The sequence below is a fragment of the Planifilum fulgidum genome (genome assembly GCF_900113175.1).
In the GTDB taxonomy this organism is placed as follows: Bacteria; Bacillota; Bacilli; order Thermoactinomycetales; family DSM-44946; genus Planifilum; species Planifilum fulgidum.
The window spans coordinates 12229-33532 of the sequence record NZ_FOOK01000014.1 but is presented as its reverse complement, the minus strand read 5'-3'; the positions used below and the strand labels follow the sequence as shown (position 1 = coordinate 33532).

General features: G+C 59.0%; 21 protein-coding genes. 10 read left to right on the top strand and 11 right to left on the bottom strand.

Translation table 11 applies throughout. The annotated features are described in order from the left end of the window. The first annotated feature begins 72 nt into the window (after window positions 1-72). Together BM063_RS09350 and BM063_RS09345 are read left to right on the top strand one after the other, a co-directional pair. A complete protein-coding gene (locus BM063_RS09350; protein WP_092038244.1) occupies window positions 73-339 on the top strand; it encodes a DUF3055 domain-containing protein in 267 nt (88 codons plus the stop codon). Between the two features lie 51 nt (window positions 340-390). Then, window positions 391-678 (top strand): hypothetical protein, encoded by a 288-nt coding sequence (locus BM063_RS09345; protein ID WP_092038365.1) that lies wholly within the window; start codon window positions 391-393, stop codon window positions 676-678. A gap of 47 nt (window positions 679-725) precedes the next feature. Here the strand turns inward: BM063_RS09345 and BM063_RS09340 are convergent, their stop codons facing one another. Further along, the gene (locus BM063_RS09340) at window positions 726-1052 is read right to left on the bottom strand and encodes a YutD family protein (protein ID WP_245752190.1); all 327 of its coding nucleotides are present in this window, start codon (window positions 1050-1052) and stop codon (window positions 726-728) included. A 196-nt stretch (window positions 1053-1248) separates the two neighbouring features. Between BM063_RS09340 and BM063_RS09335 the strand changes: the two genes are divergently transcribed. Further along, the gene (locus tag BM063_RS09335; RefSeq protein ID WP_177199073.1) at window positions 1249-1872 is read left to right on the top strand and encodes a YhcN/YlaJ family sporulation lipoprotein; all 624 of its coding nucleotides are present in this window, start codon (window positions 1249-1251) and stop codon (window positions 1870-1872) included. A gap of 56 nt (window positions 1873-1928) precedes the next feature. Here the strand turns inward: BM063_RS09335 and lipA are convergent, their stop codons facing one another. Further along, the gene (lipA, locus tag BM063_RS09330; protein ID WP_092038240.1) at window positions 1929-2807 is read right to left on the bottom strand and encodes a lipoyl synthase; all 879 of its coding nucleotides are present in this window, start codon (window positions 2805-2807) and stop codon (window positions 1929-1931) included. Between the two features lie 194 nt (window positions 2808-3001). On the opposite strand from lipA, the gene BM063_RS09325 reads away from it, so the two are divergent. Next, a complete protein-coding gene (locus BM063_RS09325; protein WP_092038238.1) occupies window positions 3002-4057 on the top strand; it encodes a M23 family metallopeptidase in 1056 nt (351 codons plus the stop codon). A 186-nt stretch (window positions 4058-4243) separates the two neighbouring features. Here the strand turns inward: BM063_RS09325 and BM063_RS17250 are convergent, their stop codons facing one another. From BM063_RS17250 to BM063_RS09310, 4 genes are all read right to left on the bottom strand, one after another. Continuing rightward, the gene (locus BM063_RS17250) at window positions 4244-4378 is read right to left on the bottom strand and encodes a MetS family NSS transporter small subunit (protein ID WP_143085296.1); all 135 of its coding nucleotides are present in this window, start codon (window positions 4376-4378) and stop codon (window positions 4244-4246) included. Then, on the bottom strand, window positions 4375-5877 hold the full coding sequence (locus BM063_RS09320) for a sodium-dependent transporter (protein ID WP_092038235.1): 1503 nt from the start codon (window positions 5875-5877) through the stop codon (window positions 4375-4377). Before BM063_RS09320 ends, BM063_RS17250 begins: the two co-directional genes overlap by 4 nt. A 785-nt stretch (window positions 5878-6662) precedes the next feature. Next, window positions 6663-6902, bottom strand: coding sequence for a glutaredoxin family protein (locus tag BM063_RS09315; RefSeq protein ID WP_092038361.1), 240 nt, complete (start codon window positions 6900-6902; stop codon window positions 6663-6665). An 841-nt stretch (window positions 6903-7743) separates the two neighbouring features. Further along, complete coding sequence (locus BM063_RS09310) at window positions 7744-8082, bottom strand: DUF4064 domain-containing protein (RefSeq protein ID WP_092038233.1); 339 nt, start codon at window positions 8080-8082, stop codon at window positions 7744-7746. A 549-nt stretch (window positions 8083-8631) separates the two neighbouring features. Between BM063_RS09310 and BM063_RS09305 the strand changes: the two genes are divergently transcribed. After that, window positions 8632-10389 (top strand): UbiD family decarboxylase, encoded by a 1758-nt coding sequence (locus tag BM063_RS09305; protein WP_092038231.1) that lies wholly within the window; start codon window positions 8632-8634, stop codon window positions 10387-10389. A 222-nt stretch (window positions 10390-10611) separates the two neighbouring features. Further along, window positions 10612-11280 (top strand): DUF4328 domain-containing protein, encoded by a 669-nt coding sequence (locus tag BM063_RS09300; RefSeq protein ID WP_177199072.1) that lies wholly within the window; start codon window positions 10612-10614, stop codon window positions 11278-11280. Window positions 11281-11377: 97 nt separating this feature from the next. Here the strand turns inward: BM063_RS09300 and BM063_RS09295 are convergent, their stop codons facing one another. The 5 genes from BM063_RS09295 to BM063_RS09275 form a co-directional block, all read right to left on the bottom strand. Beyond that, the gene (locus BM063_RS09295) at window positions 11378-12274 is read right to left on the bottom strand and encodes an ABC transporter permease (protein ID WP_092038359.1); all 897 of its coding nucleotides are present in this window, start codon (window positions 12272-12274) and stop codon (window positions 11378-11380) included. 11 nt (window positions 12275-12285) lie between these two features. Beyond that, a complete protein-coding gene (locus tag BM063_RS09290; RefSeq protein WP_177199071.1) occupies window positions 12286-13296 on the bottom strand; it encodes an ABC transporter permease in 1011 nt (336 codons plus the stop codon). A gap of 81 nt (window positions 13297-13377) precedes the next feature. Next, window positions 13378-14997 (bottom strand): ABC transporter substrate-binding protein, encoded by a 1620-nt coding sequence (locus BM063_RS09285; protein ID WP_092038227.1) that lies wholly within the window; start codon window positions 14995-14997, stop codon window positions 13378-13380. Window positions 14998-15102: 105 nt separating this feature from the next. Continuing rightward, window positions 15103-16080, bottom strand: a complete 978-nt coding sequence (locus tag BM063_RS09280) for an ABC transporter ATP-binding protein (RefSeq protein WP_092038225.1) — start codon at window positions 16078-16080, stop codon at window positions 15103-15105. Continuing rightward, a complete protein-coding gene (locus tag BM063_RS09275) occupies window positions 16046-17065 on the bottom strand; it encodes an ABC transporter ATP-binding protein (protein ID WP_092038223.1) in 1020 nt (339 codons plus the stop codon). The genes BM063_RS09280 and BM063_RS09275 overlap by 35 nt, the downstream gene beginning before the upstream one ends. Window positions 17066-17308: 243 nt before the next feature. Here BM063_RS09275 and BM063_RS09270 point away from each other — a divergent pair, with 243 nt between their 5' ends. The 4 genes from BM063_RS09270 to BM063_RS09250 all read left to right on the top strand — a co-directional run bounded on the left by BM063_RS09270 (window position 17309) and on the right by BM063_RS09250 (window position 21097). Further along, window positions 17309-18841 carry an FAD-dependent thymidylate synthase gene (locus BM063_RS09270; RefSeq protein WP_177199070.1) on the top strand — a complete coding sequence of 511 codons (1533 nt, stop codon included), beginning with the start codon at window positions 17309-17311 and terminating at the stop codon, window positions 18839-18841. A 700-nt stretch (window positions 18842-19541) separates the two neighbouring features. After that, a complete protein-coding gene (locus BM063_RS09260) occupies window positions 19542-20066 on the top strand; it encodes a MauE/DoxX family redox-associated membrane protein (protein ID WP_092038217.1) in 525 nt (174 codons plus the stop codon). Between the two features lie 54 nt (window positions 20067-20120). Further along, a complete protein-coding gene (locus BM063_RS09255; protein WP_092038215.1) occupies window positions 20121-20705 on the top strand; it encodes a redoxin domain-containing protein in 585 nt (194 codons plus the stop codon). Next, on the top strand, window positions 20702-21097 hold the full coding sequence (locus BM063_RS09250) for a hypothetical protein (protein ID WP_092038213.1): 396 nt from the start codon (window positions 20702-20704) through the stop codon (window positions 21095-21097). Before BM063_RS09255 ends, BM063_RS09250 begins: the two co-directional genes overlap by 4 nt. Window positions 21098-21304 lie beyond the last annotated feature (207 nt).

Sequence of the window (21304 nt, the reverse complement as noted above, 5' to 3'; positions counted from 1 at the left end):
CGGAAACGGGAAACCTCCCTCCATCGTGTATAATGGAAATCGGAACAGAAAATGCGGAAAAGGAGAATCCCCATGTCGGAACCGATGTACCTGTATGACGAGGTGGAGGACACCCAGACCCGTTATGTGAGCTTTGTCGACGACAACACGCGATTCGACCTGGCCCTCATCACCACGGAACGGTTTTTCGGAAAAACCCTGGTGCTCGACCTTCAGTCCAACCGTTATGCCATCATCGGACAGGACGATTTGGAAGAGCCGGGGTATTTGGAACAGGTTTACGGCATCGGGCCGGAAGAAGCAAAGCGGCTGAAAAAGTTCCTTCTGAGCGTGGTTTGAAGGGGAATGAAACGGCCCCTCGCCGGTTATGTTAACGGCGAGGTGATCGAAATGAAACCCAAGCAAAACACCCCCTACACGGACCTGTCCACCGTGGAGTCGCTGCGAAACGAAGTGATTCCCGAAGAGTTTCCCGAAGGGCCCTACGGAGCGGCTCACGACGAGGATGTTCTCGGCAAGGAATCCCCGTGGCTCGCCTCCCAGCACGCCGCGCCGCGATTCACCTACGAAAACCGCGAATTTCACGAGGGAATCCCCCGGCAGGAACCCGGCAGCCATCCCACCCATGACGATCCCCGGAAGGATGAAGAGCTTCCGGAGGAGGAAAGCCGGTATTAGCACGAAAAAAACCCACGCCATGTGGGTTTTATCCATTTGGGGCGGTTTCAGACGCCGCCCTTTCGGTGTTTTCTCCGGCTTCCTCCCTCCTTCCTGGAAGGCACTTGCCTCAGGACGAAATAGGCGCAGCCGAAATTGCAATACTCATCCAGATACTCCTGCAGATAACTTATCTTGTTATCCCGGGTGGCCTTGGGGTGATCGTCGGAAAAAAAACCCTTCAGACGAAGTTGTCCGTATCCCCAATCCCCCACGATGTAGTCATACTTTTTGAGGATGTCGCTGTACCGCTTCCGAAAGGCCTCAGCATTCCAGGCATCATTGTAATTGGTCAACAGTTCGTATGTTTTTCCCTGAATATGGATGATATTCATGCTATCCAACCCCGATGTTTCTGCCTTTTTCTATCATCCATGGTACAATATCCAGGCAATAAAATACAATCGTCAGAAAGGATCGAACTCCTCAAACTTGGGCCTTTTTGGCCCAATCCGCCGATCCTTTCCACCTCCGCCCCCGCATACGCCTTTCCCGCCGGGGCACGCTATGGCTAGGAGGTGGGCAAAGGTGATGAAGCAACGGGTCTTGGCTCTGGTTTCCTGTTTTTTCATTTCTCTGGCGGCCGCCTGCGCTCCCGCGGGCCAACGGCCTGAGACGGACACCGACCAAACCCTGTTCCGGGACCGAACCGGCGGGACCCCCGGCGTCTACGATTACGTGAACAGGGAAGCGCCCCGCGGAATCCGGATGGACACGCAAAACCCGGTCGGCTACATCCGTTACCGGAGGGACAACAACCGAAACGGCAATCGGGCGCCCAACATCTACGTGGACCGAAACGTCCTCGCCCGGCAAATCGCTTACCTGGTGACCAACCAGCGGGGCATCCGGGACGCCACCGTACTGGTCACCGATGATCACGTCTTTATCGGACTTAACGACGTTCAAGGGAAAGCGCTGGACTCCCGGACCCTTCGGCGGATCCGGCAGACCGCCCTCAGCGTCACCCCGCGATACTACCGGGTGCGCATCGTCAATGACAGTTCCCTGCTCCGCCGGATGAACGAAGTGGGAACGGGCCGTGCCCGCGGTGATTTGCAGCGGCTGCTCCGCGACCTGGGAGACACGACCCTGCCCGGCGTGGGAACGCCCGGCATTATCCGGCGACCCGGCCAACCGGCGGCGCTTGATTAAAGCGGAGAAAAGACGGAAATCCCCCGCCGTCCGGCGGGGGATTTCGCCTGTATGCCTCAATGTGAAAGGGCCTGCTGTGCCGACTTCACCTGCTCATGGGCGTGATACGAACTGCGCACCAAGGGACCCGACTCCACATGGGAAAAGCCCCGCTTCAGCCCCTCCTCCTTGAGAAGGGCAAATTCTTCGGGGGTGTAGTACCGCTCGATGGACAAATGTTTCTTTGTCGGCTGCAGGTATTGACCGATCGTCAAGATATCCACCCGGTTTGCCCGCAGGTCGTCCATCGTCTCCAAAATCTCGTCCCACGTTTCGCCGACGCCCACCATGATGCTCGATTTGGTCGGAATGTCCGGCTGCATCTCCTTGGCCCGCCGGAGAAGCTCCAGGGACCGATCATACTTGGCCTTGGCGCGCACCCGGTCGGACAGCCGCCGAACGGTTTCCACATTGTGATTCAAAATGTCCGGCCGTTCATCCATCACCGTTTTCAGGGCATCCCAATTGCCCTGAAAATCGGGAATCAACACTTCCACGCTGGTCAGCGGATTGCGCTTCCGGATCGCCCGGATCGTCGCGGCGAAGATGGCGGCCCCGCCGTCCTTCAGATCATCCCGGGCCACCGATGTCACCACCGCATGCTTCAGCCCCATCTTTTCCACCGTTTCCGCCACCCGTTCCGGTTCCTGCCAGTCCAATTCCGTCGGCAGGCCCGTTTTGACGGCGCAAAACCGGCAAGCCCGGGTGCAGATATCCCCCAAAATCATGAAAGTGGCCGTCCGGTTCATCCCCCAGCATTCATAAATGTTGGGGCAACGGGCTTCTTCGCAGACGGTGTGCAATGTTTTGCTGCGCATCATCCGTTTGATCTCATGAAAATTTTCATTGGTGGTCAACCGGACCTTGAGCCACTCGGGTTTCCGTTCGTATTTCATGATGGTTCCTCCCAGCAGGTTTGCCCTTCATTTTTTAAGGACCTTTTCAGCAGAACTCTCTGTCTATAATACCACAAATCCGCGGAGGCTAAGCTTTCCTTCCCGATCGCAAAAAGGGTGCCACAAAATACCGATATGAAAAGAGGGGCAGCGGACCAACCTAGGAATAAGACGGAAATCGTGGTGAGGAACTGATGGGGAAGAAAATACTCACATCCTGGATCACGCTTTGCCTCGTCCTTGTCGCCTTCCGCATCCCCGCAGAGGCCGCCCCGTCCAACCCCGAAAGGGAACGGCTCCTCCTTTATCAGGGGATGGAAGCCATCACGGGCGTTCCATGGCCCTATCTGGCGGCGGTGGACCAATACGAACGAAACCTGAGGCGGCTCAACAAAGATCTGCCCGAGGAAAAGGGCCTGATCGCCATCCACATTCCTCCCCGCCGCTGGTCGGGGCCCTTCAATCCCGACCCGGAAGACAAGGTTCCCGCATCGATCCAGTTTTTTGGGGGAATGGGACGGGACGCCGACGGAGACGGAAAGGCCGATCCGGAGAACGATTTGGACGCCCTTTATTCCTTCGCCCGGTATCTCGCCGGATTCGGCCGCACCCGGGACGACATCCGCATCGGTCTGTGGAAATATTACCGGCATCCGGTGGCGGTGGACATCATCACCCACATGGCCCGCATCTATGAGACCATGGGCAAACTGGACCTGGAGGAACACCACTTCCCGATCCCGCTGCACTACAATTACACCTACCGCAGCACCTGGGGGGACCGCAGGGGCTGGGGAGGGCTGCGCATCCACGAAGGAACCGACATCTTTGCGGATTACGGCACTCCGGTCCTCTCCACCTGCTACGGCTATGTGGAATTGATGGGCTGGAACCGCTACGGGGGATGGCGGATCGGCATTCGGGATCTTCACAACAACTATCATTATTACGGTCACCTGAACGGCTTCAACAAGGAGATCAAACAAGGGGACGTGGTGAAACCGGGAACCGTCATCGGGTATGTGGGTTCCTCGGGCTACGGTCCCCCCGGAACCGCCGGCAAGTTTCCGCCGCACCTCCATTTCGGGCTGTACACCTTCAACGGAAGCACCACCTATTCCGTCGATCCGTATCCCAGACTGCGCGCCTGGGAACGGGAAACCCGCAAAAGGCTCAAGGAACAGCAGAAACAAAAACAAAAGGCCCGCCCCGGGTGGTTGCCGGTTCCCACCCAGGCCGTTCCCCGGTGAAACAAAAAGCGCTCCGACCTCATCCAGCGTCGGAGCCGACACCGCTTCAAGACCCAAAAACCCGGCACCTGAGGCGGCCTTCATCGCGGCCCGCCCTTTACCGAAGCCAGGTCGTAAAAATCGATCCGGCCCTTTGCGGGCCGGATCGATTTTCGGGCAAACTTTTCAGATCATGATTCGGACTTGTCATGATTCGGACTTGCTTTCCTCCGATTCATCCTTCCCGTTCTGCGCCTTGAAGGACAGCATGAGGGAGTAGGCAAGTCCTCCCCACAGCACGATCGCTCCAAACAGGAACATCACCCACGCGGCACCGTTCATGAAGATACCTCCTCCCTATGCGGGGAAGGCTCCGTCGCCCACCTGCGTTGCTGGATTAAAGCACCGGCGATGATGACCACCGCCAGCAGCCCCCATCCGAAAACGTTGACGGACCATTGGGGATAACCGCCGTAGGTCATCATCCACTCCTTGTAGATATTCCACAAAACCATGGCCGCCAGGGAAAGGGGCGTGATAAACCGGATGACAATCGGCCACCACGCGCCGATCCGCACGATGGAGACGTCGTTGATGTGATTCTGCAGGCTGTCCACCTGCTTGGAGACCCAACCGGCCAACACCACCATCAGGATGGCGCTGACGACGATTCCGTAGTTGTTGATGAAATAGTCGACGATGTCCAGGAAGTATAGACCGCCTTTGAATACATAGAGGAGGCTCAAGAGGGCGCTGGCTCCGCACAGCCAGTTGACGGCGGCCTTCCGGGACAGGCCAAACTTCTCCCGAATCGCCGCGATGCCCGGCTCCGCCAGGGAGACGGCGGAAGTGAATCCGGCGAACAACAGCGAAACGAAGAACATGACGCCGAACAGGGAGTTCAGGCCCGGGAATTGGTTGATGATCTGCGGGAATACGACAAAGGACATCCCGAGGGTTCCCGCCACCACTTCACCCACTTCCACCCCTTGCTGGGTGGCCAGGAAGCCGAGGGCGCTGAAGATACCGATGGCGGCGAAAAATTCGAAGCTGCAGTTGCTCAGCGCCACGATAAAACCGCTGTTGGCCAGATCGCTCCGCTTCGGCAGATAGCTGGCGTAGGTGATCATGGTACAGAAGCCGACGCTCAGGGTGAAGAATACCTGGCCGTAGGCGTTAATCCATACTTCCGGTTTGGACAAGGCCGCGAAATCGGGCGTGAAGTAGGCTTCCAACCCTTTGACCGCCCCTTCCAGGGTCAGTCCCCGGATGGTGATCAGGACGATCATGGCGACCAGGATGGGGATCATGAATTTGCTGGCCCATTCAATCCCCCGCTTGGCTCCGCGGTGCAGCACCCAGAAGAGCAACGCCCACAGAATGGCCACGGGGATCAGCACCTTCCACTGAATTCCTCCCAGTACACCGACTCCCTCGGTCACGCCCAGATAATCGTTGAAGAAAAACGATTCCGTATCCTCTCCCCACTGGGCTCCGAAGGAGTAATAGGTGTAGCTGAGGGCCCATCCAAGGATCACCATGTAATAGGACAGGATGACAAAGGCGACGATCGACTGCCACCAGCCGAGCCATTCCCACTTTTTCGACAACTTCTGGTAAACCCAGGGACCTGCTCCCCGATATTTGTGTCCGAGAGAATATTCCAAAAACAAGATCGGAATTCCGGCCGTAAACAGTGCGACAAAATAGGGGATCAGAAAGGCGCCGGCTCCGTTTTCATAAACCACGGACGGATACCGGACGAGGTTCCCGAGTCCGATGGCAGATCCCATTGCGGCGAGAATAAAACCGTACTTGGTTCCCCATTGTTCGCGCTTCATCCTGTTTCCCCCCTTGACAAAAGAGATGAATCCACTCCTGTAATACCTTATTCACCGGCCAAGGCCACCATACTCCGAGGTGAAGCATCATCACTCCTTTCGAGCAAATTTAATGTTTTCTCTAATTTTCGTCTATTCGTCAAACTCCGCCGAAATTCCTGCATTGTTTATAGAAAAAGTGTTGTAGGTTAAAATTGGATTTTAATGGATCTTCCGTTCACCCCCATCCGGAGGAAATTTGGCTGTACTTGCGATTCCTCAAGGGATTCGCACAGGCTAAGTGTAACGGGAATAACGGAAAAATTCAACCGAATTCTATAATACAAAATATGCCTATTTGAAGCAGTCAAGAAAAACGATCCGAAGAAGCCGGACGCTCCCGGGTTTTTATTCAACGAAGACGCAGGTAATCCCCCTTTGTTTGTCATCTCCACCTGAAACCGGATCGCCCGGAGCGAGGGATGGGTTAAGCGGTTTTTCCGGATTTCCCCGGCGGCTTCCTCCAGGGAAGCGTATACGAGTCGATCGTGGTAAAAGGCTTCTTCTCGATGTCATAGGGGAGGTGCTTGCGGATTTCCGTCCGCCCGCTTCAATTGCAAAAATGAGTTATAAACCAGGCGCCCCATCGCTTCGGCCATAACATTACGGTTCCCTCCGGGTCAGACTCCGCCACATCCATCCGACAACGGCTATTCATACATGCGTTCTTTCACCCCTCCGGGGAAAATCGACGGAGGGGAGCCGGTGCGCATCCCCAGTCATCCCCCTCCGGGATTCCGTCGGGTTCAGGACTCACCCTTTTGTCCCAGCAGTTCCAGAATCCTGTCCGGTTGAAGTCCCCGGACGGGCGTTCCGTTCACGACGGTGACGGGGACGCCGAGGAATCCCATCCGCTTCACCTCGTCCAAGTATTCCGGGTGGGCCGTGCAGTTCCGCTCCTCGTAGGAAATTTGATAGTCCCTCAAAAAGCGTTTCAGCACGTTGCACTCCAGGCAATGGGGCTTGGAATAAAGAATCACGCTCATCCAAAGCACCTCCTGGAAAAAATGTACCACATCTCCCCTCCCCTGCCGAGTGCCATCCGCTTGCCGGACAGCCGGGAGAAAAACCGCTATAGGCGAAGATTCGGAGAATCCGCTTCGGCCTGTAGATCCTGCGCTTGCGGACTTTCCTCCCCTTTTTCCCCGCCGTTTTCTCTTCTTTCGGCATGCGGTTGTAAATCAACGCCGCTTCGACGATGGCTCCCGCAGGAGAATCACTGGTGACCAGCTCCATTAAGCGGCCGTTTTCGTCAAAGACTCCGATGCACCACTTATCGCCGTCCTTTTTCCGCAACACATACTTTTGGAATAGTCCCGTCTTCTCCGCAGACTCCATCGCATATTCAATATGGCGGGAATACCCCTTTAATTTGTCCCTTATCCACGATGCAAAAATTATCATTGCCACAAGTCGAATACCCTGGTTCCTCGGCATCCTTCCCAATCACCCGAGTATATTTAAAAAAACATCGCTGCTTCTGTCCTGACTTGGACGCCGAAGATCGCCTCCGCCACCAACCGGTCAAGCGCATTTCTTTGATTTCTTCAGGAGGCTCCGAGTCCATCCCCTTGAACTCCTTTCCGGATATTTCTCAATTCAGGCCTCCCTCACCTCTGAAACCCTTTCAGCTTGAAGGAAGACAAAAATCCGGTTCGCCAGGAACTTCTGAGCAAGTCCGTCTCCTGCTCTTCGACCGATATCAGGCCCCTTGCCTGTTCCAATGCTTTAAATTTGCTTTCACGGTTCGGAAAGCTTGCCGAGAAAATTTTTAAAGGCGGCCGGTTTCGCCGCCCGTTTCAAATCGGAATCGACACACTTCAATTCTTAACGCGGGATCGCCTTTTCCGTCTTTCCTTTGCGGAAAATTCCCATCAATCCCGCAATCAGCAGGAACAGCCAGGACATTGCAAACAACTGGATAAGACAGACGCTACCTCCTACAGCCGATATCAGCATCAGGATACCGCCCTTTTTTGGTTTAGACTTTACAATGATCGATCCCACAATCCCGAGTACCGAGAAGACCACACTAAGCAGTCCAATAACCATCATTATCATCTCAAAATCAGTAAGCAATCCGCCTAAGATAGTCAAACCAATCGAAAAAAACAATCCCACGATCCCACCAAGCAATCCGAGGATAAATTCCGCCGTGCGATTCATGTCAACCCCTCCATTTTTCTTTTTCTAGTGAGAACGAAACCTCCCGGATCATTTCGGTTGGATAATAAGCTCCACTTTTTCGGATCTCGTGAAATCCTGATGATCTTTTCCCCGAAACTCAGCCCCCTTTAGACTCGTCTTGTACATCAGTTCCGCTTAAAGACCCTCAATTTCGCCGGTCGATCGCAACATTCCATTTAATCCATCGGCGATTTGCTCAGCACGTAACCGCCGAAAATCCTTTTGACCAATTGCTTGGCGGACAAGGCGTCGTAAACGCCGGCTCCTCCTCGTTGAGCCCTTAGATTCTCCCTTTGAACAGGAAGCGATCCTGTTGAATCAAACCCCGGGACCTTTCAGGTAGTCCATGAAAAAACGGCGTCATCCATGACGTTATCAATAAAGTGTAAGGAATGGAATATCAGGCTCACTCACGACACCTGCTGAAAACACCTTCTTCTGTGACGGATATTCCACCGACTCGGACAGCCGGGGGAAAAACCGCTATAATGGAAGGCGAATCAATCCGACGAGCAGGAGAGATACACCATGCACCCCCATTTGCGATCCTTTCTCGATCAATTGCGCGCAGAAAACGACCTGGTGGAAATCGACGCGCCCGTCGATCCCCATTTGGAACTGGCGGAAATCCACCGCCGGGTGATTGCGGAGGAAGGCCCTGCCCTTCTCTTCACCCGGGTCAAGGGAAGCGACTTTCCCGTTGTCACCAATCTGTTCGGCACCGCCCGCCGGGTGGATTTGGCCTTCGGACCGCGCCCGGAACAACTGATGAAAAAAACCGTCGATCTGATCCATGAACTGCTGCCGCCCAGACCGGGCCTCCTCTGGAAGGAACGCGGCTGGATCGCGGAACTGCTCCGGATCGGCACCAAAGCCGTCCCTCCCGGCCGGGCGCCCGTGCTGGAGTGCGTCCAATCCCCGCCCCGCTTGTCCCGGCTGCCCGTCATCACCTCCTGGCAGAAGGACGGGGGCCCCTTCATCACCCTGCCCCTCGTCTACACGGAGCATCCCGAGACGGGGCGGCACAACCTGGGAATGTACCGGATGCAAATCTTTGACGACCAAACCACGGGGATGCACTGGCAGATCCACAAGGGGGGCGGTTTCCATTACCACGAGGCGGAAAAGAGGGGCCGCCCCCTGCCGGTGCGGGTGTTTTTGGGGGGGCCGCCGGCGCTGATCGCCGCGGCCATCGCACCGGTGCCCGAGTTTCTGCCCGAGCTTTTGCTCGCCTCTCTCATCCTGGGGAAAAAGCTGCCCGTCGTCCGGCCGGAGGGCGGGGGATACCCCATCGTCGCCGAGGCCGAATTCGTCCTGTCCGGCGAAGTGCCTCCCCATGAGCGGCGGAAGGAGGGTCCCTTCGGCGACCATTACGGCTATTACTCCCTGGCCCACGATTTCCCGGTCTTCCACGTCAAGCAGGTCCATCACCGGAAAGACGCCATCTATCCGGCCACCGTCGTCGGCAAGCCGAAACAGGAGGATTACTATTTGGGAGAGTTTTTGCAGCGCCTCCTCTCCCCCGCCTTTCCGATGGCCATGCCGGGGGTGAAGGACCTGTGGACCTATGCGGAAACCGGCTTCCACCCCCTCGCCGCGGCGGTGGTCCGGGAGAGCTACAGCCGGGAAGCCCTGGCCAACGCCTTCCGCATCCTCGGGGAAGGTCAGCTCACCCTGACCAAGTTCCTGATCCTGACGGACCGGCCCGCCGATCTGAGCGATTTCAAAGGATTGTTCGAACTGGTATTGGAGCGTTTCCATCCGGAGACGGACCTGTTTGTCTTCGCCAACACATCGATGGACACCCTGGATTACACCGGCCGCCGCTTCAATCACGGGAGCAAGGCGGTTCTGATCGGCACCGGAGATCCGGTCCGCCGGCTTCCGGAGACTTACCGGGGGCCCGAACTTCCCGGCATCCGGAAAATCGCCCCCTATTGCCGCGGGGCGCTGGTCCTGGAAGGGGAATCCTTCGAGAAGGATCCGGAGCTGCCCGCCCGGCTCGTCCAGCGGCACGGGGAGGACCTCGCCGAGTGGCCCTTCGTCTTTCTGGTGGACGACATCGGGGCGGCGGCGGGACAGACGCCCTTCTTGTGGACGGTTTTCACCCGCTTCGATCCCGCTCACGACATTTACGCCCGGAGCGAACCGGTCCGCCACCACCTGCGCTACCGGTTGCCCATCCTGGTCGACGCCCGGATGAAGCCGGGGTATCCGGAGGAGCTGGAACCCGATCCCGAGGTGAAGGCCCTGGTGGACCGGCGGTGGAAAGAGTATTTCGGGTGAAAGGCGCCAAGGCCCTACTATGGAACCGGACCTGAAAACGGCTGACAAACTCAAAACCCGGGAGTCAGGAGGCGATTTTTCGTCGGGCGACTCGCCACCGCGTGGAGCCGAGACGGAAAATCGCCTCCCTCCTGATCGATTGGTAGCCTGTGGCCCGATTCTAATATGGAACCGGGCCACAGTCGTTTGGGCTCCATCATTGTCTCGGAAAGGATGGAAAAAGTGGACCTCTACAAAAACACCCGGAGGCTGGCCCAAGCCGTCAACATTTTGCTCGTCATCCATGTCCTCCTGTTGTTTGCGGGCCTTTACGTCCATCTGTGGGCCTATCGCCAGTACTCCGCGATGCCCGAACTCTACTGGCATCTCCCCCATTCCGCCCGGGATTTTGAAAGGTTTGTGATTCTGGCCCAGTTGGGTTCCTTTTTCATTACCGCCATCTTCTTTCTCCTGTGGACTTATCGGTCTTACCGTCATTTGAGCGCCCTTTCCGACCGGAACCTCCGCTTCTCTCCCGGCTGGGCTGTCAGCTGGTATTTCGTACCGATCATGAATTTGTTTCGACCTTACCAAGTGATGAAGGAAATGTGGAAGGAAATCGACCCCGACGCAGATCCTTCCCGGCCCGAGGAAGGAAAGGGCCGGACGGGTTCCCCTTTGCTCAAAGGTTGGTGGGGCTTGTGGCTCCTCAACCATTTACTCGCCGGGGTATCGGCTTTCGTTCCCATGGATCCGGGGGAATCGGCTCGTTTCATGTTTCTGAGCAGCATCGCCGGCATCCTTCTCTGCCTTGCCGCCTTTCTTCTGGTGCGGGCGATCGATCGGCGGCTGGCGAAAAAACGAGCATTGCTGGAAAGGCAAATCAGAGAAAAAGCCCGGGCTTTCCCTTGAAACCCGGGCTTTTGTCCTTTCCGCCGCCCGCCGCAAGGGGAGGAAAATGCGTCTTTCCCCGCTCCGATCGGCCTGCCGACGGGAAAACCTCGACCGGTCAGCGTTTCATCCTCGGGTCCAGCACGTCGCGCAGCCCGTCACCCAGCAGGTTGAAGCCGAGGACGGTCAGCATGATGGCCAGCCCGGGAAAAACCATCGTCCAGGGAGCCAGTTGGATGAATCCCCGGGCGTCGGCCAGCATCGTTCCCCATTCCGGCTGGGGCGGCTGGGCACCCAGCCCCAGGAAACCGAGGGCCGCCGCTTCGATCACCGCCGTGGCGAAACCGAGGGTTCCCTGGACCATGATCGGCGTCCAGGAGTTGGGCAGAATGTGGCGGAAGAGGATGCGCCGGTTGGTCATCCCCATCGCCCGGGCCGCCAGGACGAAATCCTCCTGCTTCACGCTGAGGACCTGGGACCGCATCAGCCTCCCGAAGGTGGGAATGTTGATAATGGCGATGGCGAGCAGGGCGTTGTTGAGCCCCGGACCCAGCATGGCGACGATGGCGATGGCCAAGAGAATGCTGGGAAAGGCCAGCAGGATGTCGAAGAGACGGGAGATGACCACATCCCTCCACCCTCCGTAGAACCCGGCGATCAGGCCGAGGAAGGAGCCGATGACGATCGACCCGGCGATGGCGAAAAAGCCGACCCGGAGGGAGATCCGGGAGCCGTACAAGACGCGGCTGAAAATGTCGCGCCCCATCTCATCGGTGCCGAACCAGTGCTCGGCGGAGGGGGGCTGGAGCAGATCCTCGCTCCGCTCCGCGTAGTCGTATGGGGCGATAAAATCGGCGAGCAGGGCGACCAGCAGAAAAAAGAGGACGATCGCACCGCCGATCACCGCGGACCGGTGACGGAGAAGGGATCGGAGCACATCCCGGAGCCTCGATTCCTCCAGGACTGCATCCTGCTTCATCAGGGGCTCGGAAGGCTGGGGCATCGGTTGGTTCATGGCCATGGGGTTCACTCCTTTCCGTACTGGATCCGCGGATTCAGATAGGCGTACAGGAGATCGACGATCAGGTTGATCAGGACGAAGATGGTGGCGACCACCAGAATCCCCGACTGGATGACGGGGTAATCCCGGGAGTTGATGGCGTCATACAGGTAACGGCCCACCCCCGGCCACCCGAAGATGGTCTCCGTCAGCACCGCTCCGCCCAACAGCATCCCCGACTGCAAACCGATGACCGTAATCACCGGAATCAGCGCGTTCTTCAGGGCATGCTTGTAAACCACCCAAAATTCGCTCGCCCCCTTGGCCCGGGCGGTCCGGATGTAATCCGACCGCATCACCTCCAGCATGCTGGAACGGGTGATCCGGGCGATGATGGCCATCGGGATGGTGGCCAGGGCCGCCGCGGGCAGGACCAGATGGCTGATCACGTCCCCGAGGGCTTGCCAGTTTCCCTGAAGCAGCGCATCCAGCACGTAAAACTGGGTGATGGGCTCCAGCGACAAGCGCGGATCCAACCGGCCGGTGGAGGGCAGCCACCCCAGCTGTTGGGCGAAGACCCACTGTTCCATCAGGCCCAGCCAGAAGACGGGCATGGAAATGCCGATCAGGGCGATCAGCATGGCCGTGTAATCAAACCAGGAGTTCTGTCGCCAAGCCGAGATAATCCCCAGGTTGACGCCGAAAAAGACGGCGATCAGCATGCTGACCGCGGTCAGCTCCATCGTGGCGGCCAAAAAGGGGACGATTTCCTCGGCGATGGGGGCCCGGGTGATGAAGGAGGTTCCCAAATCCCCCCGGAGCAGATCCCCGAGATAGTAAAAGTACTGAATGTACCAGGGGCGGTCCAGACCGAGGCTTTCCCGGATCTGCGCCACTTGCTCCGGCGACGCCTTGTCCCCGAGAATCGCCCGCGCCGGATCCCCGGGAATCGCGTGAACGATGGAAAACGTGATGATGGACATGCCGATGAGGACGGGAATCAGCATCAACAGCCGGCGAAGGGTATATGCGAGCAACGTCCTTTCACCCACCTTTCCTGCGGCATCCGGAAAAAAGGGGGAAGCATCTCGCCATGAGACGCTTCCCCGGATCTCAAATCACTTCTCGATATCCACCTTGAGCATCTTGTCCGATCCCGTGGGATGAGGGACGTATCCCTTGACGTGAGACCAGGCAACCATCGGTTCGGTCACGTGAACCAACGGAACCCAGGGTGCGTCCTTTTTGATGATTTCCTGTGCCTGTTCGTAGAGCTTCGTCCGTTCCGCCTGATCGGAAACCTGCTGGGCCTTGATCAAGATGTCGTGCAATTTGTCGTTCTTGTAGAAGGCGATGTTTCCGGCATCCGGGCCCTTGGCATTGTCCTTGTCCAAAAGCACGTACAGGAAGTTGTCCGGGTCGCCGTTGTCCCCGATCCAACCCAGCAGGGCCATGGAGTGTTCACCCTTGCCGGTGCGTTCCAGATAGGTTTGCCAGTCGTAGGAGACGATCTCCGCCTTCACCCCGATCTTGGCGAGATCCGCCTGGATGAACTCGGCGATTTTCTTGCCGTCGGGCATGTAGGGACGGGGATCCGTCGGCGCCCAGAAATCGACCTTGAAGCCGTCGGGGTAACCCGCTTCCTTCAGAAGTTTTTTGGCTTTGTCCAGGTCAAACTCGTAATCCTTGATTTTGTCGTTGTATCCCCAAAGCACATCGGGCATCGGGTTTTTGGCGGGCTTGGCCAAGTCGGCGTAAAAGCTCTTGATGATCCCTTCTTTGTTGACCGCGTGGTTCAGGGCCTGCCGCACCTTGGGATTGTCGAAGGGCTTCTTCTCGGTGTTGAAGGCCAGATAAGCCACGTTCATCCCCGGACGCTCAAACAGCTGAAGGTTCTGGTTCTGCTTCACCAGCTTCACATCGCTGGGATTCAGCCCGTCCATGATGTCGACGTCCCCCGCCTGGAGGGCGCTGAAACGGGCCGCATTGTCCGGGATCGAGCGGTAGATCAGCTTATCCAGCTTGGGCAGTCCTTCCTGCCAGTAGTCCTCGTTTTTGACCAGGGTGATGGTGTCGTTCTTCTTCCAGCTTTCCAGTTTGAAGGGACCGGTGCCCACCGGCTTCTGGCCGAACCCTTCCGGATCCTTTTTGACCGCCGTCGGCGAAGCGATCCCGAAGGGCGGCATGGCCAAGTTGTTCAAAAACGGCGCCTGCGGATAGTTGAGCTCAAATTTCACCGTGTACTCGTCCACGGCGGTGACGCTCTTGATCACATGGCCCTTGTCCCCCTTGTAACCGCCGAACATGTATCCGTAATAGGGGAATTCGCCGCCCTTGTGCTCGGGATGGTTTTTATCCATCCACCGTTCGAAGTTGTAGACGACCGCTTCGGCGTTGAAATCCGTTCCGTCGTGGAACTTCACGCCCTTGCGCAGGTAGAAGGTCCAGGTTTTCCCGTCCTTGGAGGACTCCCACCGCTCCGCCAGGCCGGGAACCACCTCGGTGTTGTCATCGGCATAATCCACCAGCGTGTCGAAGATGTTTTTGGTCACCTTCAGGGATTCCCCGTCGGTCACCTGGATGGGATCCAGCGACTTGGAATCGGCGCCGCGGCCGTAAATCAGGGTCTTTTCCCCCTGGGATCCGCCGCTGTCCCCCGACGAGCCGCAGCCCGCCAGCACGGCGGAAAGGGCGAGCAGAAGCGACAAGGCGAGAAGCCATGATTTCCGGAATTTCATTGATTGTCAACCCCCTTGAATCTGTGCCTTTTTTTTTCGTTTTTCTATGTCCTCCATCTCCTCCTCCAGGCGGACACCTCCTTCCCGTCGGAGCGGAGTTCCCGCTCACTTGTCGACCAGATGGCAGGCCACAAAATGGCCGCTTCCCCGGTCGCGGAACTCCGGACGCGCCTCCCGGCAGATGTCCATCACGTGGGGACAGCGGGGATGGAAGGCGCATCCCCTGGGCGGGTCGGCCGGACTCGGCACATCCCCCTGGAGGATGATCCGCTCCCGCTTCGCATCCGGATCCGGTACGGGCACGGCGGAGAGGAGGGCCTGGGTGTAGGGGTGAAGGGGATGCTCATACAGCTCATCCCGGTCGGCCAGCTCCACCAACCGCCCCAGGTACATCACCCCGACCCGGTCGCTGATGTGGCGGACGACGCTCAGATCGTGGGCGATGAACAGATAGGTGAGTCCGAATTGCTCCTGCAGATCCTCCAGCAGGTTGAGCACCTGGGACTGGATGGAAACGTCCAGGGCGGAAACGGGCTCGTCGGCCACGATCAGCCGGGGCCTCAGGGCCACCGCCCGGGCGATGCCGATCCGCTGCCGCTGGCCGCCGCTGAACTGGTGCGGGTACCGCTCTGCGTGCTCCGCGTCCAGACCGACCAGGCGGAGCAGTTCGCGCACCTGCTCCTTCCTCTCCTTGGGCGTCCCGATGCCGTGGACGATCAGCGGTTCCTCCAAAATGTCGCCCACGGTCATCCGCGGGTTGAGGGAGGCGAAGGGATCCTGGAACACCATCTGCATGTCCCGCCGGAGCTTCCGCATCTCCTCGGAAGACAGCTTCGTCAGGGAGACGCCGTCAAACTCCACCTCGCCCTCCGTCGGCTCGATCAGGCGGAGCACCATCCGGCCGGTCGTCGATTTCCCGCAACCGCTTTCCCCCACCAGGCCGAGGGTCTCCCCCTCCCGGACGGAGAAGGAAACATCGTCCACCGCCCGGACGTATCCGGTGGTCCGCATGAACACGCCGCTTCGGATCGGAAAATATTTTTTCAGATTACGGACGGTGAGCAGGGTCTTGGGAGCCTCCACCGCCGGTCACCTCCTCCCCGCGGACGTGAAGCCAGCACCGGCTCAGGTGGCCCGGTTCGACGGTGAACAATTCCGGCTCCGCTTCGCGGCAGATCTCCATCACCCGGTCGCAGCGGGGGGCAAACCGGCAGCCCGCCGGCATCTTGCGGGGGCTCGGCACGTTGCCGGGAATGGAATACAGCCGCTTTCGCCGCTCATCCAGCTTGGGAATCGAGCGGAGCAACCCCGAGGTGTAGGGATGCTGCGTGGCGCGAAAGATGCGCCGGACATCGGCTTCCTCCACCACCTGACCGGCGTACATCACCACCACCCGATCGCACATTTCGGCGACAACGCCCATGTCGTGGGTGATGAGCAGGATGGCCGTGCCGAACTCCCGGTTGAGGCTGCGCATCAGGTCGAGGATCTGCGCCTGGATGGTCACGTCCAGAGCCGTGGTCGGCTCATCGGCGATCAAAAGGCGCGGCCGGCAAACCATGGCCATGGCGATCATGACGCGCTGCCGCATCCCCCCGGACAGCTGGTGGGGATACTCGTCCAGAATCCCCTCCCGGGAAATGCCCACCTTCTTCAGCATCTCCAGGGCCATCTCCCGGGCCTGCCGCTTGGAGACGTCCCGATGGAGGCGAACCGCTTCCACCATCTGATTGCCGATGGTGAAGACCGGGTTGAGGGAGGTCATCGGCTCCTGAAAGATCATGGCGATTTCGTTGCCCCGGATCTGCCGCATCTCCTTATGGGACAACTTGGTCAGGTCCCTTCCGCCGAAGCGGATCGACCCGCCGACGATCTTCCCCGGCGCTTCCACCAATCCCATCACCGCCAGGGAGGTGACGCTCTTGCCGCATCCCGACTCCCCGACGAGACCCACCACCTCGCCCTCCTTGACGGTGAGGTCCACGCCGTCAACGGCCTTGACCACTCCCTTATCGGTGAAAAAGTGCAATTTTAGCTGCGAAATCTCCAACAATGCTTCTTCCGGCATGAGAACACCTCGATCGATGAAATGCGATGCAACCCATCCATGAGTTCGAAGTCTGAAAACAGGGGCTCTTTCCCCGTTTCCGTCTGTTTGAAAGGAGTGCCCTCTCAGTCAATTCGATATTACCAGACGGAACTCCTTTGGAAATAAATCGATTTTATGCACCTTTGCGAAATCGGTTCCGCGCTTTCCGGCGGTCCCGCAACTTGGTAGAATGAGAGAAGCACAACGTGGGAGGTGGCCCCGGTGAAAGGCCAGGAGATCGACCTGACCCGATACGTATCCAACCTGGATCGCAATGTTTACACCATATACAACCTTCCCGAAGAAGTGATCGCCGTCATTTTCGCCTATGTCAGCCGAAGCCCCCTCAGCTTCCGGGACAACCTGAAAAAACTGCTCGAGGACGACGAACTGGCCGTCGGCGACGCCGCCGGCGGGATCGCATCCTTCTATTCGGAGAAGGCGGCCCGCTTTCACGAGAAATGGGTGGTGGGATACGGCCACAGCAGCGTGGCGGAGCACGCGGTGGCCCACATCGGCATCGAGCGGATCAGCCGGCTCGCATCCGCCGAGCTGGAGCTGGCCAATTCCTTCAACAGCTTCACCGAATACAGCCAGCGATACCAGCGGCCCCGCCGCGGCGACTGGTACCTGCCGCCGGAACTGGAAAATGATCCGGAAGCCAAAAGCCTGTATTGCGACCTGCAGGAGAAAGCCTACGACACCTACGAAGGGCTGCTGGCCGGTCTGATCGGTTACCTGACGGACCGCCTGCCCCGCCGTGACGGAGAATCGGAGAAGCGCTTCCACCTCCGGGTGGAAAAGACGGCCTTCGAGGACGCCCGCTATGTCCTGACGCTGGCCACCCTGACCAACCTGGGGATGACCGGCAACGGCCGCGCCCTCAGGGACACCCTGATCCGCCTCCTGTCCAGCCGGTACCCGGAATGCCGGCGGCTGGCCCGGGAGATGGAGCGGGAAATCGGACGGGTGATTCCCACCCTTCTCAAACATGTAAAACCCAGCCCCTACATTATGGATACGCGCGAAAGCCTGGAAAAACAGATGAAAGAAACGGAAACGGAGGCTCGCGCCTGTCCGGAGTCCGCCGGCGGCCCCTCCGCCCGGTTCCTCCGCCTCCCGGATTACGAGGAGGCGCTCACGCAATTGACCGTTTCGCTCTGGATCGAACACTCCTCCCTCTCCTACGAGGAAGCGGAAGCAAAGGCCCGCGCCCTCAGCCGGGAGGAGAAAGAGCGGCTGGTTGACGACGCCCTGAAGCGGCTGCGCTTCTTCGACAATCCCTTGGACGCCTTCCAGCACCTGGTCTACCGGCTGGAACTGAAGATCTCCGAAGCCAACTGGCACCAGCTCCTTCGCCACAACCGCCGCACCCACTTCACCTGGGGGCTCCCCACCACCGACCTGGGCTATACGATCCCTCCCCATGTCCGGGACGCCGGCCTGTCCGATCCCTTTTGCAGACTGGTGGAACAGGCGGCGGAAATCCACAGGAAAATCCGGGAGATATGCCCCGCGGCGGCCCCCTACTGCGTGACCAACGCCCATCATCGGCAGGTGACGGCGACGGTCACCCTGTGGGAACTATACCATTTGATCAACCTGCGCACTTCACCCGAGGCCCAGTGGGATATTCGGGCCGTCTTCGAGGAGCTGCTGTCGGCGCTGAAGCGGCACCACCCGGTGCTGGCCCGTTACGCCCAGAGGAGGGCGGGGGATCCGGCGGCGACCGGCGGCGGAGCTTTGGGGCGATGAAAACAGGCGGGAGGCAGGAATTCGCCTCCGGCTCCCAAGGGCGGCCTTCCTCTTCACCCCCGCCGGATGGAAGCGGGGCCGGTGACGGACTCCGCGCCAACGGCCTGGTGAATAACGGGGGGTGAGAAGGGCCTGTGCCGCCCGGCGCCTCTGCCGCGCGGGCGGCGGATCCCCCCTTCACGTCGGAGGGAAGGGTTGCAGTCGCTTCCAAAAATGGGGACGCGTCATCCCGACTCTCCCTGCCGCAGGGGGCGCCCGGCGGACAATCGGTCCCTCTCTTCCCTCTCAATCACCTGAGACTCCACAGGATGGAGTCTTTTTTTTGTTCCCTCGGATCGGAATTCGGCAGCGGATGCGATCATCGGCGGCAAATGCGGGGAGCGTCCGGAAACAGTCCCCTTCGAAACCCGAATGCGCCGGCGATGGTTCCGTCCCTGCGGCGGCACGGCGCTCCCAAACCCGCCGGCGCGGCGGCGAATGATCCGTCTCCCTGCGCTTTCCGGCGCATGTGAAAGAGGAGGAACACATCCGGATCCCCCGGCATTACACTATTTCAGAAAGCCAAACCGGTGTCCGCCCGCGCCGGTCCGATCCCCCTTTTTCCGCGCCGTCCACTTCCGGTTTGCCCGTTTCGCCCCCGGCGGAGCCGGCGCCGGGCACAAAACCGCCCGTAAACCCGTGCCGGAAAGGAAAAGATCCCATGCAAATGCTCGCCGATATTCTCGCCATGTTTTTGTGCACTCTGTTTATCGCCTCCGCCGCGCCCAAGCTCCTGCACCTTTCGGCCTTCCGGGAGCTGACGGCCGCGTACGGCGTTTTGCCCGGCCCTCTCGCCAGGGTGTTGGGGAGTCTCCTTCCCTTCGCGGAACTTTCCGGAGCCGCGCTGCTGTGTCATCCGAAGACCGCCCTTTGCGGCTCCCTGATCCTGCTCCTTCTCCTCTTCGGCTTCGCCTGGGCCGTCTCCGCCGTCCTGCGCGCCAAAAAAACCGTCCGCTGCGGATGTTACGGCAAATTTCTCGACGCCCGGGCGGACCGGTTCACCCTGATTAAAATCGGGATCCTGACGGCTGCGGCGATCACCGTGCTGATCCGCTCCTTCTCCCACCCTGTCCGTCCTTCACCCGAAAGCTTTTTTTTCGGAAGCTTCCTGACCGCATGCCTGTTGGCGGCCCAGGCCGTCTGGACCCATCACGCGAAGGCGATGGACCGATTGAAAAACCGCTGAGCGGGAGGACTCCCCCTGCGCCCGCCCTTGAAAATGCGCTGAGGAGCGAGATCGATGGAAACGTTTCTTCTTTACTCCAATATCCTGCTGTGGATCGTCCAGCTGCTGGTCATCTTTGCCCTGGTCGTTCTCTTCCGCCAGTTCGGCGAAATCTATCTCAATTCCGCCGATGCCATCTCCCGCGACGGCATCCCGATCGGAGACTATATTCCGGAATTTGTGGGGGAAGATTTTTCCACCACCCGCGCGGTCACACACAAAGACCTGGAAGGGAGGCCGACCCTCCTGGCCTTCATTTCACCGAATTGCGACGCCTGCAGGGACCTGATCCCCGAATGGAACCAATGCTGCCTGGACCACCGGGAGAAGGTGAACTTCGTCCTGATGGGAGTCGGCGACCGGGAGAAAATGGAGGCGTTTGTGCGGGAAAGGGAGATTCACGGGCGGATCGTCTGGGACCGGAGGGATCATTTTTTGCGGGATTTCCGCGTCCGCGTGACGCCCTTCGCCTTCATCCTCGATGAGAAGGGAATCGTGAGGGGCAAGGGGCTGTGCAACGGAAAAGAACACATCGAGGAGTTGCTGGGAAAACTGGAAGACTCCCTTCAAACCGGCGACAGTCAGGAGGGTCTCCGGTGATCCGGGCAATCGATTCCCTCTTCAGACGGTCGGCGGAACAGTGGGCCCGGACGTCGGATCAGAGCGCCCTTCTCAAGAAATCCCTGAAGGCGGCCTTCTTTAAACTGATGGAAATCGCCCGAAACCCCGCCTCCGTCTCCGCCTCCACCCAGTGGTGTGAAACCTGGTGGAGGGCGTGCGACTGCCATCCGCCGGGCGGGAGATACTGTTCCGGCTGTCCGGACCACGGCAGCGGCTTAAGGTGCCCCAGCGGCTACACCGTTTGGAAAGGGTTGTACCGAAGCACGGGCTGCTGGTGCGCCACCTCCGAAGATTGTCCCCACTACTTTGTCTGTTGCGATTGCATCAAAGACGGCCATACTTGCGGATGCAAGTGGGCCTTCCGGAAATGAGGGGGTAAGCATGAACGATTGGCTTCATCCGGAAAACCTCCTGCCGGCTCTCCTGGCCTTCACCGCGGGAATCACCGCCGTCGGAACGGTCTGAGGGATCAATGCGACCCTTTCGGTCGCCCCTCTCGGGGAGAGGGTAAAAAAGCGGGAAGCGGCTTTTCGTTCCCTCGTCTACGGCGGAACGGCCGCCGCATCCGGCGCCGCGGC